This is a genomic window from Micromonospora chaiyaphumensis (assembly GCF_900091435.1).
GTDB lineage: Bacteria > Actinomycetota > Actinomycetes > Mycobacteriales > Micromonosporaceae > Micromonospora > Micromonospora chaiyaphumensis.
The window spans coordinates 652,588-669,394 of the sequence record NZ_FMCS01000002.1 but is presented as its reverse complement, the minus strand read 5'-3'; the positions used below and the strand labels follow the sequence as shown (position 1 = coordinate 669,394).

General features: G+C 75.2%; 16 protein-coding genes. 8 read left to right on the top strand and 8 right to left on the bottom strand.

Annotated features, from left to right (window positions below; genetic code table 11):
* The first annotated feature begins 151 nt into the window (after positions 1–151).
* Positions 152–934, top strand: coding sequence for an IclR family transcriptional regulator (locus tag GA0070214_RS08995; RefSeq protein WP_091261215.1), 783 nt, complete (start codon positions 152–154; stop codon positions 932–934).
* 7 nt (positions 935–941) lie between these two features.
* Here GA0070214_RS08995 and sigJ read toward each other — a convergent pair whose 3' ends face one another.
* Complete coding sequence (gene sigJ, locus GA0070214_RS08990; RefSeq protein ID WP_091261214.1) at positions 942–1,850, bottom strand: RNA polymerase sigma factor SigJ; 909 nt, start codon at positions 1,848–1,850, stop codon at positions 942–944.
* A gap of 137 nt (positions 1,851–1,987) precedes the next feature.
* On the opposite strand from sigJ, the gene wrbA reads away from it, so the two are divergent.
* Positions 1,988–2,599 carry an NAD(P)H:quinone oxidoreductase gene (wrbA, locus tag GA0070214_RS08985; RefSeq protein WP_377462985.1) on the top strand — a complete coding sequence of 204 codons (612 nt, stop codon included), beginning with the start codon at positions 1,988–1,990 and terminating at the stop codon, positions 2,597–2,599.
* Positions 2,600–2,686: 87 nt separating this feature from the next.
* Here the strand turns inward: wrbA and GA0070214_RS08980 are convergent, their stop codons facing one another.
* Complete coding sequence (locus GA0070214_RS08980) at positions 2,687–4,807, bottom strand: PhoX family protein (protein WP_091261210.1); 2,121 nt, start codon at positions 4,805–4,807, stop codon at positions 2,687–2,689.
* 221 nt (positions 4,808–5,028) lie between these two features.
* On the opposite strand from GA0070214_RS08980, the gene GA0070214_RS08975 reads away from it, so the two are divergent.
* The gene (locus tag GA0070214_RS08975; RefSeq protein ID WP_208602699.1) at positions 5,029–5,544 is read left to right on the top strand and encodes a sigma-70 family RNA polymerase sigma factor; all 516 of its coding nucleotides are present in this window, start codon (positions 5,029–5,031) and stop codon (positions 5,542–5,544) included.
* Positions 5,541–6,266, top strand: a complete 726-nt coding sequence (locus GA0070214_RS08970) for an anti-sigma factor family protein (protein ID WP_091261206.1) — start codon at positions 5,541–5,543, stop codon at positions 6,264–6,266. The genes GA0070214_RS08975 and GA0070214_RS08970 overlap by 4 nt, the downstream gene beginning before the upstream one ends.
* A gap of 7 nt (positions 6,267–6,273) precedes the next feature.
* Here the strand turns inward: GA0070214_RS08970 and rarD are convergent, their stop codons facing one another.
* The 4 genes from rarD to eccE all read right to left on the bottom strand — a co-directional run bounded on the left by rarD (position 6,274) and on the right by eccE (position 9,965).
* A complete protein-coding gene (gene rarD, locus GA0070214_RS08965) occupies positions 6,274–7,197 on the bottom strand; it encodes an EamA family transporter RarD (RefSeq protein WP_091261204.1) in 924 nt (307 codons plus the stop codon).
* Positions 7,194–7,682, bottom strand: a complete 489-nt coding sequence (locus tag GA0070214_RS08960; protein WP_091261202.1) for a GNAT family N-acetyltransferase — start codon at positions 7,680–7,682, stop codon at positions 7,194–7,196. The genes rarD and GA0070214_RS08960 overlap by 4 nt, the downstream gene beginning before the upstream one ends.
* A gap of 94 nt (positions 7,683–7,776) precedes the next feature.
* Positions 7,777–8,163 carry a phage holin family protein gene (locus GA0070214_RS08955; RefSeq protein ID WP_091261200.1) on the bottom strand — a complete coding sequence of 129 codons (387 nt, stop codon included), beginning with the start codon at positions 8,161–8,163 and terminating at the stop codon, positions 7,777–7,779.
* 47 nt (positions 8,164–8,210) lie between these two features.
* Positions 8,211–9,965 carry a type VII secretion protein EccE gene (eccE, locus tag GA0070214_RS08950; RefSeq protein WP_425255628.1) on the bottom strand — a complete coding sequence of 585 codons (1,755 nt, stop codon included), beginning with the start codon at positions 9,963–9,965 and terminating at the stop codon, positions 8,211–8,213.
* Between the two features lie 286 nt (positions 9,966–10,251).
* On the opposite strand from eccE, the gene GA0070214_RS08945 reads away from it, so the two are divergent.
* Positions 10,252–10,569, top strand: coding sequence for a WXG100 family type VII secretion target (locus GA0070214_RS08945; protein ID WP_091261506.1), 318 nt, complete (start codon positions 10,252–10,254; stop codon positions 10,567–10,569).
* Between the two features lie 20 nt (positions 10,570–10,589).
* Positions 10,590–10,883, top strand: coding sequence for a WXG100 family type VII secretion target (locus GA0070214_RS08940; protein WP_091261196.1), 294 nt, complete (start codon positions 10,590–10,592; stop codon positions 10,881–10,883).
* A gap of 68 nt (positions 10,884–10,951) precedes the next feature.
* Here GA0070214_RS08940 and mycP read toward each other — a convergent pair whose 3' ends face one another.
* Positions 10,952–12,154 (bottom strand): type VII secretion-associated serine protease mycosin, encoded by a 1,203-nt coding sequence (gene mycP / locus GA0070214_RS08935; protein WP_091261194.1) that lies wholly within the window; start codon positions 12,152–12,154, stop codon positions 10,952–10,954.
* A gap of 153 nt (positions 12,155–12,307) precedes the next feature.
* Between mycP and GA0070214_RS32325 the strand changes: the two genes are divergently transcribed.
* Together GA0070214_RS32325 and GA0070214_RS08920 are read left to right on the top strand one after the other, a co-directional pair.
* Positions 12,308–15,469, top strand: coding sequence for an SseB family protein (locus tag GA0070214_RS32325; RefSeq protein ID WP_244167602.1), 3,162 nt, complete (start codon positions 12,308–12,310; stop codon positions 15,467–15,469).
* Positions 15,466–15,831: a hypothetical protein gene (locus GA0070214_RS08920; protein WP_091261193.1), complete on the top strand. Its 366-nt coding sequence runs from the start codon at positions 15,466–15,468 to the stop codon at positions 15,829–15,831. Before GA0070214_RS32325 ends, GA0070214_RS08920 begins: the two co-directional genes overlap by 4 nt.
* A gap of 1 nt (position 15,832) precedes the next feature.
* On the opposite strand, the gene GA0070214_RS08915 is transcribed toward GA0070214_RS08920, so the two are convergent.
* Positions 15,833–16,765 carry an alpha/beta fold hydrolase gene (locus GA0070214_RS08915; protein WP_091261191.1) on the bottom strand — a complete coding sequence of 311 codons (933 nt, stop codon included), beginning with the start codon at positions 16,763–16,765 and terminating at the stop codon, positions 15,833–15,835.
* Between the last annotated feature and the right edge of the window lie 42 nt (positions 16,766–16,807).

Sequence of the window (16,807 nt, the reverse complement as noted above, 5' to 3'; positions counted from 1 at the left end):
CGGCCAAACCTACGCCGGTCACGTTTCGGCAGCTGATCGTGTCTGTCGGTGCACTGTCTGTGCCCGGTGATCTGGCATCCTCGATCCGAACAGGCATTTCGCACTCGGCATGTTTTTCATATGGTGTAAGTCCCCGGCGGCGGAGGTGGTTGTGCGTGACCCCTTGGCGGAACCTTCGGACCTGATCCGAAGTGTCTCCCGCGCGCTACGAGTGCTCGAGTCGGTCGGCCGTGCGCCGAAGGGGCTCACGGTCAAGCAGATCGCCCGCCGCTGCGAGCTGACCGTCGCCACCACCTACCACCTGGTCCGCACCCTGGCCTACGAGGGTTATGTGATCCGCCGGGAGGACGGCACGTACATCGTCGGGCTGGAGGTCGCCGACCGCTACCGCGAGCTGGTCACCGCGTTCCGCGGGCCGCCGCCGGTCGGGGAGGCGCTGCGGCGGGCCGCCGCGGACACCGGCTGGAGCCACTACCTGGGCCGGTTCGTGGGCGGCCAGGTGGCGGTCACGGCGGTGGCCGAGGGGCCGCGGTCGCCGTACCTGGAGGATCTGGTGCCGGGCTTCGACGAGGGGGCGCACGCCACGGCGCTCGGCAAGAGCCTGCTGGCCACCCTCACCGCCGAGCAGCGCTTCCGCTACCTGCGGGAATACGGCATGCGGCCGTTCACCAGCGCCACCCTCACCACCACGGAGGCGTTCGAGGCCGACCTGGCCGCCGGCGACCGGCGCGGCATGCAGTTGGAGCTGGGTCAGTTCCGGCAGGGCGTGGCGTGCGCGGCGGTGCTGGTCACCCCCGACAAGGACATCGAGCGCCGGGTGGTGCTGGCCTGCGCGCTGCCGGCCAGCGAGATGATGACCTCCGCCCGGGTGGTCCGGGCCAAGCTGCTCACCGTCGCCCGCGCGGTCGCCGACGGCATCGCCGCCGACACCTGAGACGCCGTCAGCCCGCCGTCCACGGGTGCAGCTTCTCGGGGTTGAGCACCGCCCAGATGTGGTCGATCCGGTTGCCGGTGACGTGGAACGCCATCACCGACACGGTGACGCCGTCCCGTTGCGCCACCAGACCCGGCTGGCCGTTGACCGTGCGCTCCACGAGCGCCAGGCCGGGCGCGGCGGCGGGCCGGTCGGCGAAGAAGCGCGCGACGTGCTCGGCGCCCTCGACCGGGTGGAGCGCGGCCGTGACGAGGCCGCCGCCGTCGCCGGTCGCCGTGGCGTCGGGGGCCAGCAGGCCGATGAGGGCGTCGACGTCCCTGGCCTCCCAGGCCTGCTTGAAGGCTCGCACGAGGCCGGCGCGGCGGGCCGCGGAGACCGGGTCGGGGCGTGCGGCGCGGATGCGCCGCCGGGCCGAGGTGGCGAGCTGGCGGCAGGCCGCCGGGGTCCGGCCGACGATCTCGGCCACTTCGGGGAAGGGGTAGCGGAAGACGTCGTGCAGGATGAACGCGACGCGTTCGGCCGGGGTCATCGCCTCGAGCACGACGAGGAAGGCCATGTCGACCGACTCGTCGAGCGTGACCCGGTCGGCCGGGTCGACGGCGCCCGGCCGCCCGCTGATCCACTCCGTACGGTCGGGCAGCGGCTCCGGGATCCACTCGCCCACGTAACGCTCGCGGCGGACCCGTGCCGAGCCCAGCTGGTCGAGGCAGATCCGGCTGGCCACAGTCGTCAGCCAGGCGCCGGGGGAGTCGACGGCCTCCCGCTGCGGTGGGGACATGGCATACCAGCGGGCGCAGGTCTCCTGCACGACATCCTCGGCGTCGGCCAGGGAGCCGAGCAGCCGGTACGCGAGGTTCGTCAGTCGGCGCCGCTCGCTCACGATCACGCTCAGGCCCGGATCGGACGGGTTGGTCATGGTGTCACCGGCTCCCTCGGACGCGCTGCCACATCCCTTACGACGGGCTGCCGCCCCGAACTGTGAGGTCGGCGGGTCACCTCACAATCCGCCGGGCGGTTCCGTCGTACCGGGCAGACCCGCTCGGAAGGAAACCGATCATGGAACCCGTGCACGTCGCGATCATCTACTACAGCGCCACCGGCACCGTCCACACCCTGGCACAGGCCGCCGCCGAGGGCGCGGAGAAGGCCGGCGCCACCGTGCGACTGCGCAAGGTCGCCGAAACGGCTCCGCCGGAGGCGGTCAGCGCCAGGCCGGAGTGGGAGCGGCACCTCCGGGACACCGCCGAGGTCGCCGAGGCCGGCCACGACGACCTGGAGTGGGCCGACGCCGTGCTGTTCGGCACCCCCACCCGCTACGGCAACCCGGCCAGCCAGCTCCGGGCCTTCATCGACACCACGGGCCCGCTGTGGTTCCAGGGCAAGCTGGCGGACAAGGTGTACTCGGCCTTCACCGCCTCCAACACGGCACACGGCGGGCAGGAGTCCACCCTCCTGGCACTCGGCAACACCTTCTACCACTGGGGTGGCATCATCGTGCCGCCCGGCTACACCGACCCCGTCCAGTTCCGGTCGGGCAACCCCTACGGCACCTCCCACGTGGCCGGTGACGGCCCGCCCGGTGAGGTGGCCCTCGAGGCGGCCCGCCACCAGGCCCGCCGCGTCGCCGACACGGCGGCCTCCCTCAAGGCCGGCCGCGCCGCCTGACCCGGCAGCGGATACGCGAAGGGCCCCTCCCCGGCGGGGGAAGGGGCCCTTCGCCGGCGGTCCAGCGCCGGACCGCCAGGGGGAACGTCAGCTGCCGACCGGGCGGCCGTCGAGGCGCCAGGTCACGACCACGCCCGGCTTGGCGAAGTCGCCGTCCGGCCAGGTCGAGGCCGGGTTCTCCACCGAGGCGCCGGTGATCTCCCCCGGGTGCTGCACGGCCACGAAGACCGAGCGGTTGTCCTTCGTGATGAACGGGCCGCAGGTCTCCGCGCCGAGCGGCACGGTGAGGAACTGCTTCAGGTGACCCCGCTCGGGGCCCTCGACGGCGGTGGCGAAGAGGCCGTCGTTGCTGCCCAGCGCGTTGCCGTCGGTCGAGATCCAGAGGTTGCCGGTGGCGTCGAAGGCGACGTTGTCCGGGCAGGAGATCGGGGAGACCCTGGTCTTGTCGTACCCGGCGAAGTGGGTCGACGGGTCGGTCGGGTCGCCGCATACGATCGGCAGCGACCAGACGAAGCTCTCGGCCGTGTTGTCGCCGCGGTCCTCGACCAGCTCCAGGATCTGCCCGTGCTTGTTGAGGTTGCGCGGGTTCGCCTCGTCGGCCGCCGCCTTGCCGGCCCTGCCCCGGTCGGTGTTGTTGGTCAGCGCCACGTACACCTTGCCGGTGAGCTGGCTCGGCTCGACGTCCTCGGGGCGGTCCATCTTGGTCGCACCGACCTTGTCCCCGGCGAGGCGGGTGAAGGTCAGCACGTCCGCGGCGGTCATCCCGTCGACGTACGAGCGATTGCCGCTGACCAGCTTGATCCAGCGGCCCCGGCCGTCGAACGCCCCGTCGGCGGGGAGCTTGCCGGTGCCGTCGATCTCGGCGGCGCTGTTGCCCTCCAGGGCGGCCACGTAGAGCGTGCCGGACTCCAGCAGGGTCAGGTTGTGCTTGCGGGCCACCCACGAGTTGCCCGGCATGAACTTCTTGTCCGAGACGAACTTGTAGAGGTAGTCGAAGCGCTCGTCGTCGCCCATGTACGCGACCACGTGCCCGCTCCCGGCCACGATGACGTTCGCGCCCTCGTGCTTCACCCGGCCCAGCGCGGTGTGCTTGCGGGGGCGGCTCTCCGGGTCGAACGGGTCGATCTCGACGACCCAGCCGTAGCGGTGCGCCTCGTTCGGGTGCTTGGCCAGGTCGAAGCGCTCGTCGGCGCGCTCCCACTTGCGGCTGCCGCTCGGGTACCGCACGTCGGTCGGGATGCCGTAGCGGAGCAGCTTCGGCTTCAGCTCCTCGGGCGCGCCGTCGCCGCCGACGAAGTACTGGTTGAAGTTCTCCTCGCCGGAGAGCACGGTGCCCCACGGGGTCACGCCGCCGGAGCAGTTGTTCAACGTGCCGATCACCGTACGACCCTTCGGGTCGGCGGCGGTGCGCAGCCAGGCCGAGCCGGCGGCCGGGCCGGTCAGCTCGAACCTGGTGGCCAGCGCCGTGACCCGGCGGTTGTACTGCCGGCGGCCGCTGCGTACCGGCCGCCACTGGCCGGTGGCGTCGACCCGCTCCAGCTCCACGACGGACATGCCGTGGGCGGCCATCGCCACCCGCAGCTGCTCCACCGTGAGGGCCTCCTGGCTGGTGAAGCCGGGGAACATGAGGTCCTCGTTGGTGTACTCGTGGTTGACCACCAGCAGCGCGCGCCTGCGGTCGATCGGCAGCACCCCGACGAAGTCGTTGTTGTAGCCGAACTGCTTCGCCTGGGCGGCGGCGGTCTGGTCGTGCACGTCGAACGCGGGCGCGCCCGGCACCACCGGGTCACCCCACTTGATCACCACGGCGTGGTCGTACCCGTTCGGCACGACGAGGGTGTCGAGCTTGTTCGGCGGGATCGGCTTGAAGGTCAGCGCGCCGCTGCCCACGCCGCCAGCCGGCGCGGCGGCCTCGCCCGCGCCGGGGACGGCCGGGGCGGCGGGAGCGGCGGCGGCCGGGGCCGCACCGGCCAGGGCACCGGCCACGGCGCCCCCGAAGCCGAGGACCAGGGCGCCGGCGGCGCCGGCCCGGACCACGCCGCGCCGGGAGACCTCGGCGTCGACCAGGTCGCCGAAGTACGGGTTGTCGGAACGGTTCGGCACCGGGTGGTCGCAGGCGTTGCCGCACCGGTACAGGCAGGTCATGGCGTCCCGGGCGCCGTGGCGGGTGGCGCCCAGCAGCGGGAGCAGCCGAGGACGGTCGCTCATGGGGTGGAGCCTCCTGATCGGACGTCGGTGGCGCGCCCGGATCGGCCGGACGCGCGTACGGGGCGCACGCTGCCAGGGTGCGGTGAGCGGGTACCGGCGGGAACATGAACCGGGTGTGAACAGCTGCGGCGTGACCTGCGGCTGAACCATTCGGCGTCACGGCACGTATCAAGGGGCGAACGCATCGCCGGTCTCCCCGCCGCCGGAAGCGAGGTACCGCCATCAGCGACCACGACGCCCAACTGCTGCGCGCGCTGCACGACGAGCATGCCGACGCGCTCTTCGCGCACGCCCTCCGGCTCGTCAACGGTGACCGTTCGCGCGCCGAGGACCTGGTGCAGGAGACGCTGCTCCGGGCCTGGCGGCACCCCGAGTCGCTGGACCCGCGCCGCGGCTCGGTCCGCGCCTGGCTCTTCACGACCGCCCGCAACCTGGCCATCGACGCCTGGCGCCGGCGGTCCACCCGGGTCGGCGAGATCTACACCGACGAACTGCCCGAACCTGCCGAGACGGTCGACGAGACGGAGCGCGCGGTGGAGGCGTGGACCGTGGCCGAAGCGCTGAACCGGCTCAGCCCGACCCACCGGGAGGTGCTGGTCGAGTGCTTCTATCAGGGGCGGTCGGTGGCGGAGGCGGCCGCGCGGCTCGGGGTGCCGCCGGGCACGGTGAAGTCGCGGACCCACTACGCGCTGCGCTCACTACGGTTGGTGCTGGTCGAGATGGGGGTGACCGGATGACACGCTGCGAGTTCGAGCACGACGACGGCGCGTACGTCCTGGGTGCTCTCGCTCCCGCCGACCGCGCCGCCTACGAGCGGCACCTGGCCGGCTGCGCGTCCTGCCGGGAGGCGGTGGCCGAGATCGCCGTGCTGCCCGGCCTGCTGGGCCGGCTCGACCCGGCCGGGCTGGAGCAGTTCCTGCCCTCCGCCACGGAGACCTCCCGGGTGCCCGCGCTGCTCGACGCCGCGCGGGACCGCCGGCGCCGCGAGCGGTCCCGGTCCCGGCGCCGGTACGCGCTGACCGTGCTCGCCGCGGCCGTGCTCGCCGTGCTGGCCGGCGCCGGGGTGTCCCTGGTCCGCCCGCCGGCCACCGCTCCGCCGACGGCGACGGCCACGGCCACGGCGACGGCCACCGCGGCTCCGCTGACCATGACGGCCATGCGGCCGGTCGCCGGCGCGGTGCCGCTGCACGCCGAGGTCGGCCTCACCGACAAGAGGTGGGGCACCGAGGTCACCATGCGCTGCGGGTACGACCAGCGCGCGGGTCACCGCGAGGCGTACACCTTCCGGCTGGTGGCACACGGCCCGGACGGCGCGACGGAGCAGGTCGGCACGTGGCTGGCGGCCCCCGGCGACAACGTCCGCGTCGTGGGCGCCACGCACTTCACCCACGGCGAGCTGGTGCGCCTCGAACTGGTCCGCGCCGACGGCACCCCGGTGCTCGCCTACGACGCCCGCTGAGGCGCGGTCAGCGGGCTGCGGCCGGCACCGGGGCGGCGGCCCGCGCCTGGGCGCGGGTCCGGCGGGTGTGGCGGACGGCGTCCACGGTGAACACCACGAGAGCGACCCAGACCAGGGCGAACCCGGCCAGCCGGGCCGGCGGCATGGGCTCGTGGAAGACCAGCACACCGCAGCCGAGCTGGAGGATCGGCGCCAGGTACTGCAACATGCCCAGCCCGGTCAGCGGCAGCCGGTTGGCCGCCCCGGCGAAGAGCAGCAGCGGGATCGCGGTGGCCGCTCCGGCCAGCACCAGCAGTGCGGTGTGCCCGGCCGAGCCGTGCCCGAAGGTCGCCTCGCCCTGCCGGCCCAACCAGCCGAGGTAGGCCAGCGCGGGCAGGGCCAGCACCGCCGACTCGACGAAGAGCCCCTCGGCGGCGGGCAACCCGAGCCGCTTCTTGACCAGCCCGTACCCGGCGAAGCTGAAGGCCAGCGTGAGGGCCAGCCAGGGCAGCCGGCCGTAGTCGACGGTCAGCACCGCCACCGCGAGGCCACCCACGCCGAGCGCCGCCCACTGCGCCGAGCGCAGCCGCTCGCGGAGCACGAAGACCCCGATGAGCACCACGACCAGGGGGTTGATGAAGTAGCCGAGGGCGGTCTCCACCACCCGGTCGGAGTTCACCCCGTAGATGTAGGTGCCCCAGTTGACCGCGATGAGCGCGGCGGCGGCCGCGATGGCGGCCAGCGCCCGGGGCCGCCGGGCCAGCGCCCGCAGGAAGCCGATGTTGCGCATGGCGGCCAGCAGCAGCGCCACGAAGACCACCGACCAGACGATCCGGTGCGCGAGGATCTCCACGGGGCCGGCCGGTCGGAGCAGCTTCAGGTAGATCGGGAAGAAACCCCAGATCAGGTAGGCGCCGAAGCCGTAGAGGTAGCCGAGACGGGTCTGGTTCACGCCTCCACCGTAAGTGGTGAACCCGCGCTTTGCTCCTTTCCGGTGAGCTGGGTCACCCGCTGGTCGTACTGCATCCAGCGGTCCGGCTCGACCGGGGTGAAGCCGACCTTCGCGTAGACCCCGTGCGCGTCGTTCGTGGCCAGCACGATCCGGCGTACGCCCCACTCGGCCAGGTGGTCGCGGGCCGCGCCGGCCAGCCAGGTGCCCAGCCCCCGGCCGCGCTCCGGGCGGTCGACGTAGACGTCGCAGAGCCAGGCGAAGGTCGCCCGGTCGGTGACCACCCGGGCCACCGCCACCTGCCGCCCGTCCCCGGGCCGGTAGACGCCGAAGCCGATCGAGCCGGCGAACGCCCGCCCCACCGTGTCCCGGTCCCGCCCGAGCGCCCAGTACGCGTCGGTGGCGAGCCAGTGGTGCACCCGGTCCAGGTCGAGCCGGTCCGGATCGGTGGTGAGCAGGTAGCCGTCGGGGCGGGTCAGGGTGAACACCCCTCCGACCCTAGTTGCGGCCGCACCGGGCCTCGCCAGCCAATTCCCGCCCACTGGCCTGGCCGGCGGGCGGGAATCGGCGGGCGGCGCGAGCTCAGTCGCGGTCGAGGATGGCGCCCAGGATCCAGGTGACGATGCCGACGAAGAGCGCGCCCAGGACCGCGGCCGGCCAGAAGCCGTCCACGTGGAACGGCAGCCCCGCCTCACCCGCGATCCAGCTGGTGAGCAGGAAGAGCAGGCCGTTGACCACCAGCGCGATCAGGCCGAGGGTGAGCAGGTAGAAACCGCAGCCGACGGTCTTGATGATCGGCTGGAGCACCGCGTTGACCACCCCGAAGATCACCGCGACGAGCACCAGCGTGGTGACCGTCTCGGTGGTCGAGTCCGAGTCCAGCGTGATGCCCGGGATGAGCAGCGTGGCCAACCAGAACGCCACGGCCGTTGTGCCCAGCCGGATCAGGACACCCTTCAGAAAATCCATGGCCGGGATCGTGCCACCTAACGCCGACTCGCGGAACCCGTGCCGGCTCAGTGGCGGGCCGGGCGACCGACCAGTTGCGACTCGATCGGCGTCCGTGCGAGCAACGCCCAGCGCAGCGCCCGACGGTTCACCACGGCCACCATGTCGTCCCGGATCCGGGTCAGCCACTCCGCCGAGGCGCCCAGGCCGAGCGCCGCGCCGGCCAGCGCCGCCTCGCCAGGGTCGAGCGGTTGCAGGATCGCGAGGTCGGCGCGGGCCAGCGCGGCCGTGTCGGCGCGGGTCAGCTCGTCGCGGACCACGAGAACGGACTGCCAAGCCGCCGCCGGGCCGACCTCCGGCGGCACCGGGCCGGCGTCGACCACCAGCAGCAGGGGGCGCAGCGGGGTGCCGGGCGCGCCGCCGACCGGCCGCCCCGGCGGGACCAGCGGCACCGCGCCGCCCGGCGCGCCGACGCCGCGGACGAACGGCTCCCAGACCCGGGGCCGCGTCGTCTGCACGGCCACCCGCGCGCCGAGCGCCAGCGCCCGCAGGGTCAGCAGCTGGGCGGCGTGCACCCCACCCACCAGCAGCAGCCGGGTCGGCGCGGGGCGGAACAGGCGTACGGTCACCGCGCCGCCGTGCCGGTTGGCGCCCACCATCAGCCCGGACTCGTCGACGGCGAACTCCAGGGTGGCCAGCTCGGGCCCGACCGTGGGGGCGTCCGGCCGGGCCACCGCGAGCGGCAGGGTGGCCGCCAGCCCGATCAGGTGCTCGCCGTCCAGTCGGCGCAGGTCGGCACCGAGATCCCCGGCGAGCCGGCGCAGCGCCCGCTCGGCCACCGCCAGCTCCGCGGTGGTGTGGGCGGCCAGGCGTACGGTCAGCTCGGCCGGCGTGGGCGCGGAGTCCGCGCCGGCACGCGGACCCACGCAGAGCGAGACGGTGGTGGCGGTGGCCGGCAGCGCCAGCAGCCGGGGCACGAGCCGCCGCGCGGTGCCGGTGCGCGGATCCGGCCAGCGGCGCAGCCGCCAGGTGGCCTGCGGCAGCCCGCCCACGGTCACCGCCGGCCAGCTCTCCCGGACGGGCGCCCCGGCGTCGTGGTGGGCCAGCTCGGCCACCACGCGCAGCGCCGCCGGACCGCCGAGGGGCCGGCCGGTGAGCGGGGCGATCCGGCGGACGATCCGCCGGACGGTGCCGGACACGCTCCGGCGCAGCTCGTCGTCCGACCAGCCGTCGGCCCGGAGGGCCCGGACGGCCAGCACCACACGCGACCGGCCCGCCAGCCGCCCGTCGGTGAGCTGCCGGTACGACGTGCCGGCCGCGCCCGCCCCGGCGGCGGGGACCGGCGCGGGCGACGCGGAGAACAGCAGCTGGATCCGGACCGGCGGGCCCTCCGGCCCGGCCGGGGGCAGCAGGGCGAGTGGCGGCGGAAGCTCCCGTGGGCCGTCGCCGAGCAGGTCGTCCGGGTCGCCGAGCTCCAGCAGCGCCGTCATCCCGGCGGCGTCCTCCAGCACCGCCGCCGGGCCACCGGCCAGCTCCGCCGCGTGCACGGCGGCGCCGGGGCGCGCCAGTTCCAGCAGCGCCGCCGGCCCGGAGGTGGCGGGGAGGGTCCGGCGCCGGGTCAGGTACGCCGCGCCGACAGCGAGCCATTCGAAGAGCCATCGACCCCGCAGCCGGATCCAGGCGGCGGGCAGCAGCACCGCCGCGAGGAGCAGGGCGGCCGCGGTCACCAGGACGCCCCGGCCCACGGCCGCCACCAGCGCGGCCACCGCCACCTGAGCGGTCACCACCTGCCCGGCCCGGACCGGCGGGGCCGGCCGCCGCATCCCCTGGGGTGGGTCGGCGGCGGGTGGCCGGACGGTGGTGGTCGCGCTCACCGCACCTCCTCCGTCTGTTCGCCGGGTGACGCCGCCGTGGCTCATCGTAGAACTTCGCTGTCCACAGGGGAGCCCGAGGGGTAGCAGAACCGGAGTCGGGCGGCTACCGTCAGCGACGAGTTCCGTCGAGCGCGGCCGCCGTCCCCTTCCCCCCTTTCCGGTGGCGCGCTCCGGCGAGTCCACGGTGGCCGCTGCGGCGGCCAGCCACGACCGAGGAGACGAGGTGACGTCCGGGGTGTCCCAGACTCAGGCAGAAGCCGCGGTGATGAAGCAGACCGCCGCGAAGTTCGAGCAGGTCGACCAGTCGTTGCAGACCATGCTCAGCGGCCTGATGGCCGAGCTGGAGGTCCTGCAGCAGGCCTGGCGGGGTGCCGGTGGGCGCTCCTTCGAGCAGGTCAAGCAGCAGTGGGCGCAGGACCAGGCGGCGCTGCAGCGGGCGCTGCGCGAGACCGCCACGGCGATCCGCACCGCCGGCCGGCAGTACGACGTGTCCGACACCGAGGCCGCCGGTCGCGTGGCGGGCACCAACCGCGGCATCCAGCTGCCCCTCTGACGCACGGGAAGGACCGATCGATGGACCATGGTGTGCTGGTCGTCAACTTCGCCGCCCTGCACCAGGCCGGCGCCGACATCCAGAGGGCGCTGACCACCCTCGAGAGCCAGCTCGGGCAGCTCGAACGCGACGCGGCCCCGCTCGTGGCGAGCTGGTCCGGCGAGGCGCGCGAGGCGTACGAGCAGCGGCAGGCCCGCTGGCGGGCCGCCTCGCAGGACCTCCAGACCATGCTGCGCGACATCAAGCTGGCCGTGGAGGACTCCGCGGCCGACTACCTCGACACCGAGAAGCGCAACGTCAACCTGTTCCAGTAGTCGCCGGCGGGCGGCACGGGCGCTCCCGCCCCGTGCCGCCCGCCGCCGCGTATGCGGTTCCGGCCGGGTCAGGCCGGGTCGGCCGGGTGCCAGCGACGACGCGCCCCTCGCGGCAGCACCACGGCGAGCAGCACCGCCACCACGGCGGCGGCCCCGGCCGCGCCGGCCACCAGCAGCGCCCGGTCCCGGGCCGACGTGCGCCGGGCCCGCCGGGCCAGCTCCGCCTCGTCCGGCCGGTCCACCGGCAGCGCGGCAGCGGCCCGGGGCCGAGCGGCGACGGCCGGCGACTCGGTCACCGCGCGATACGGGTTGAGCACCCCGGCGCCGTAGCCGTCGCCCCGTCCGGGGGCGGGGTCGGCGCCGGCCACGATCCGCCGGGCGATCTCGGCCGCGCCCAACTCGGGGTGATACTGCCGCAGCAGCGCGGCGGTGCCGGCCACGAAGGGCGCCGCGTAGCTGGTCCCCTCCGCACGGCGGTGCCCCCGGCGGGGCGCCGCCATCAGCACGTCCGCGCCCGGGGCGACCAGGTCGACGTACGGGCCGGTCTGGGAGAAGGCGGCCCGGGTGCCGTCCGCCCCGATCGCACCCACCCCGAGCACCCCGTCGTACGCCGCCGGGTACGGCCGGGGGTCCCCGCTGTCGTGCAGGTTGCCGGCGGCGGCCACCACCACCACGTCCCGTCGGACCGCGTAGGCGACCGCGGCGCGTACGGCCGGGTTGTCCGCGTACAGGACGACGGAGAGGTTCACCACGTCGGCGTCGTGGTCCACCGCCCAGCGGATGGCCCGGGCGAAGTCGGCGGCCTCGACCGTGCGCCCCGACTCCCGCCCGTCGACCACCTGCTGTTCGCTGACGCGTACGGGCAGGATCCGGGCGTTCGGGGCGAGGCCGCGGAAGGCCACGCCCGGCCGGGGCGCGGCGGCGACGAGGCTCGCCACACCCGTGCCGTGCCCGGCGCAGTCGCGGGTACCGTCGCCGCCGGGATCGAGGAAGTCGGCGCCGTCGAGGACCCGGCCGGCGAGCTGCGGGTGGGACCGGTCCACCCCGGAGTCGACCACCGCGACCACCACCCCGGCGCCGGTGGCGAGCGGGGCGAGCCGGTCCGGCGCGTACCGTTGCTGGGGCCACGGCTGGTCCGCGACGGATCGGGCCGGTGCGGGTGGCGTGGCGCAGCCCGAGGGCCCGCGGGCCGAGGCCGGTGCGGCCGGCAACCCGGCGACGAGGAGGGTCACCAGGACGGCCAGGGCCGGGCGCGCGGTGGGCCGGGACATCGACGCCCTCCGTATCGTGTCGACTCCGGAACGGGATGTTAGCGCCTCCCCGGCGCCCCGGCCGACCGGCGACATCCAGGCATTTGTGATCTTGTTACCACCTTGTAGGTTGTAGGCGATGCCTGTGGCCTGTTCGCGGAAGGAGAGGTGGCCGTGACCGGATGGAAGCCGGCCACCGAGGCCGAGGTGGCGCTGCACGACGCGTTGCGCGCGCAGGACCAGCAGCTCTACTTCCGCATCCTGACCCGCGTCGAGCTGCTCCTTCCGGTGTCCACCGAGACGCCCGGTGGGCAGAGCCCGGCGGGCTGGGGCACCTGGACCACCGGCGGCCGCACCCACGTGCTGGCGTTCACCTCCGCCACCGCGCTGCGCGCCTGCCTGGGGGAGAACGCGGGCAGCACCCGCCGCGTCCCCTATGCCGAGCTGGCCGCGAACTGGCCCAACCACGAGTGGTGGCTGGCGGTCGACCCCGGGCTGCCGATCGAGGGCTATCTGCCGGCCTGGTTCGTCGCGCAGCTCGCCCGGGGTGATGTCCGGCTGCCCGGCCGGACCATGGGCGCCCGGGCCCGGCTGGAGCGGGTGGAGAGTGCCGCACGGGCCGCCCGGGGTGCCCCCTCGGCACCCGGCCGGGACGTCCCGGTGCCCGGAGGACGGGTGCCGCCCGGCCCGCTGCCGCCGCTCCGGAACGGCCGCGGGCCCGCCGACGGCGAGCCGTCGACCGTCCCGATCCCGACCGTTCCCGCCCCGAGCACCCGGGCCACCGTCCCCGACCCGTCGACCATCCGCCCTGATCCGTCGCCCCTTCGCCCCGACCCGTCGGTCCTCCGTTCCGGCTCGTCGACCCCGCCGCCGGCCCTCCGCCCCGAGCCGGCGAGCGGTCGGCCGGGCCGCCCGCTCGGCCGCCGTGATCCCGACGATGCGCGGCCCGCGGACCCGCCCGGTACCGATGCCGGCGCGGACAATCTCGCCGGCTGGCTCACCGACCTGCGCCGGCGTCCAGACGAGCAGGATCCGTTCGCCGGCGCCGGCCGCTCCGCCCCCGCCAACGGCCGGACGGCCGAGCCGGCGCCGCCACCCGCCCGGTCCTTCTTCGAGCCCACCTCGGGCCACGCGCCACGGCGGTCCTCGCCGCTGGACCCGCCGCGCCGCAGCGGGGACCGGGCCGTGCCACCCTCCCGGTTCGCCGGTGGTGGCGGCCAGCCGTTCCCGCGCCGCAGGCCGCTCAACGAGCCGGTGCCGGAGGACCCGACGCAGGCGTTCCGGATGGACTCCGCCGGACCGGCCCCGGCGAGCCGGCCCGCGGAACCGGCCCGCCCGTTCCGGCCCGCCGCCCCGCCCGCGGAGACCACCCAGGCCCTGCCGCGCCGGCACCCCGGCGACGCCGACGACCCGGGCTCGGACGAGCGGACCCAGCCGATCCCCGGCCCGGGTGACCCCGCCGAGGCCGAGGAGCTTCCGCCGTCGATCGCCGAGCCGGTTTCCGGCCCGCCCGCGCCGCGTCGGGGCTTCACCCCGATCGTCATCGAGGGCACCGTCATCGAGTCCCGCGACCTGACCGAGCCGCCCGAGCCGTACGTGGTGCCCGCGGTGCCCGCCGCCGCGTCCGCGATGGCGACGGCGGCGGCCGAGGGTGACACCTCCGTGCCCTGGGCCGGACCCACCGATCCCACGCTGTCGCTGACGGTCGATCCGCCCGCCTCGCCCGCTCCCGACCGGGCCGCCGCCGAGCCCTCCGGCCCTGGGGAACGGCGCGTCGGAGCGTCCGGCGAGACCACCGTGCCGCTGTTCGGCCCGTCCGCGCGGGTGGCCACGGGACGGGCGGACGACCTGCGGCCGCCGCCATACACCCCGGCCGGGTCCGGGGCGGACACCGGCGTGCCGGCGGAGGAGCCGACGGCACCGCTGCCGGAGCCGCCGACCACCCCGCTGGTGCCGCCCTCGTCAAAGCGGAACGCCTCGGCAGACTCGACCACGTCGCTGTTCGCGCCGCCTTCCTCGGCGCCCGAGCCGACCACGCCGCTGTTCGAGCCGGTCTCCCCGGCGCCCGAACCGACCACCACACCGTTCCCGCCGGCCGAGCCGGCCACCACTCTGTTCGAGCCGAGCGAGCCGCGGTTCGCGCCGCCTGCGCAGGTGTTCCCGCCGGCCGAGCCCAGCGCACCGGCTGCCGCAGTGGACGAGCCGACCACGTCGGTGTTCGCGCCGACCGAGCCCACCGCGCCCGTTACCGGCGACGAACCGACCACGTCGGTGTTCGCGCCGACCTCCGCGGCCGGGCCCGCGCCGACGGAGACTCCGCCGGCGGGCGTCCCATCTCCAGGGGACGTCACCGCCAGCACCACGGCGGCCGACTTCGTGCCGGCGAACGAGGTGGAGGAGGACCTGCTGACGGCGGCCGGCAGCGGCAGCACGGACAGCTTCCTCACCACCCTGCTGCTGGCCCGCGTGCTGCTGCCGGTCGCCCCCGAATCCGCACCGGGCAGCCGCCCCGGGGACGCCGGCTTCGTCTGGCGTACGGAGCAGATCGACGGCGGGACCTACGTGGTCGTCCACACCTCGCCGGAGCGCCTGGCGGACCGCGCCGCCGGTCCGGTCGAGACGGTACGGGTCAAGTTCGTCCAGCTCATCCGGCGCTGGCCGGACGCGAGCTGGTCGTTCGCCGTGAACCCGGGCACACCGGTCGGCGCGACGTACCCGGGGGAGCAGGTCCTCGCGCTCGCCAACTGGGCCGCCGAGGTGGGGTTGGGCGACGACCCCGAGAGCGAGCCGCCGGCCACGGCGCCCGAGCCGGCGGCGGAACCCCGGCCCGCCGCACCACCGGTGGATCCGACCCGCCCGGTGACCATGCAGAAGGCGATCGCGCCGAGCCAGCTCGCCTACTACCTGGAGCGGGGCTACGACCGGGTCTCCGGCTTCGTGCACCGCGCCGGCGAGCTGGCGCACCTCCGCACCCCGGCCGAACTCTACGAGGCGCTCGGTCTCGGCCACCCCGGCTCCCCGTTCGCCCGCGACGCCGACGAGATCTACCTGCTCCGCTGGCCGGCCTACCGGCCGAGCCTGTACCGCATCCCGTACGGCGGGCAGAACGAGGCCGCGATGCGGGCGATGGAGGGCTGGGTGATCGAGCGGCCCCCGTTCCGCGGCAACGGCTTCGCGCCGGGGGAGAGCAGCGACGTGGTCGCCGAGTTCAAGGTGGACAGCGCCCGGCTGCCGCACGGCGCCGAGCTGTGGCGCGTGGGCGCGGACCGCAGCGAGCGGGTGGTCGCGGTGCTGGACGCCGACACGCTCCGGTGGGTCAGGGCGGGTGACGCGTGACCCGCGACGGCTACGTGGCGCGCTGGCGGGGCCGGGAGTACCAGGCCAGCCCCGACGGCGCCGACGTCCGCCTGTACCAGCCGGAACCGGGCGAGGGCTTCACCGAGGTACGCCCGGGCCGGCACGTCCGGGTGGTGCCGGTCGCCGAGGTCGAGGATCTGGTGTACGTGCGGACCACCTGCACCTGGCAGGGGCAGCCGTTCATCGTGCTGGCCGAGCACGACGGCTGGCTGCGGGTGGAGTACACGGGTGGCCGCTGGCCGGTGGCCCAGAAGATGGGGCTGGAGGCGTTCGACTTCGGCGTCTACCAGGGCTGGGCGCCCGCGAACGAGGTGACCGACCTGCGCGAGCAGCGGGTCTGAGTCAGGACTTCGTCCAGCGCAGGATCTCGCCGAGCACCAGGTCCCGGGCCTCCACGTGCGGGAAGTGGCCCACTCCGTCGAGCAGCCGCCACTCGTAGGGTGCGGTGACGTAGCGGCCGGAGCCCTGGGCGGTGCGCGGCAGGGAGGCCCGGTCCAGCGCGCCGTGCAGCTGGAGGGTCGGGGTGACCAGCGGCTTCTGCATCAGCCGGACGAACCGGTAGCCGTGCAGCCGCAGCACCGACCGGAACGCCCAGCGGTAGCCCTCCATGGCGCAGAACGCCGCCTGCGGGATCTGCATGGCCACCCGGCAGCACCGGGCGTACGCCTCGAAGTCGGGGCCGTTCACCCAGCGCGGCCCGCCCCAGCGGCGCAGCATGGCCTCCACCTCGGCCGCGTCGTCGCGGGTCAGCACGTGCTCGTAGCGGGGGAGCTGGAACTTCAGGGTGGGGGTGGACGCGGTGAACTGGCCGCGCGGGTCGGCGAAGATGGCGGCCCGCAGCCGCAGCGGGTGCGGCGCGCCGAGCACCACCAGCCGCCGGACCAGGGTGGGGTGGAACGAGGCGGCGGTCCAGGCGATGAGGCCGCCGGCGCCGCTGCCGACCAGGGTGGCCGACCGCTCGCCGAGGGCGCGGATCAGCCCGGCCACGTCGGCGGCGAGGGTGTAGCCGTCGTACCCCCGGGGTGGCTTGTCGCTCGCGCCGTAACCCCGCAGGTCGACGGCGACCGCGCGGAAGCCGGCGTCGGCCACGGCCGGCAGCATCTCGCGCCAGGCGTACCAGTATTCGGGGAACCCGTGCAGGAAGAGCACCATGGGGCCGGTGCCGGCCTCGACGACGTGGAAGCGGCTGCCGTTCGCGCCGACGAACCGGTGCGTCCACGGCCCCTCGGGGAGCACGCAGGACTCGTCGACGGGTCCGCCACGCTGGTCGGTCATGGGGCACAGCCTAGGGCCGGTGGCGCGGCGGCGGCCCCGCAG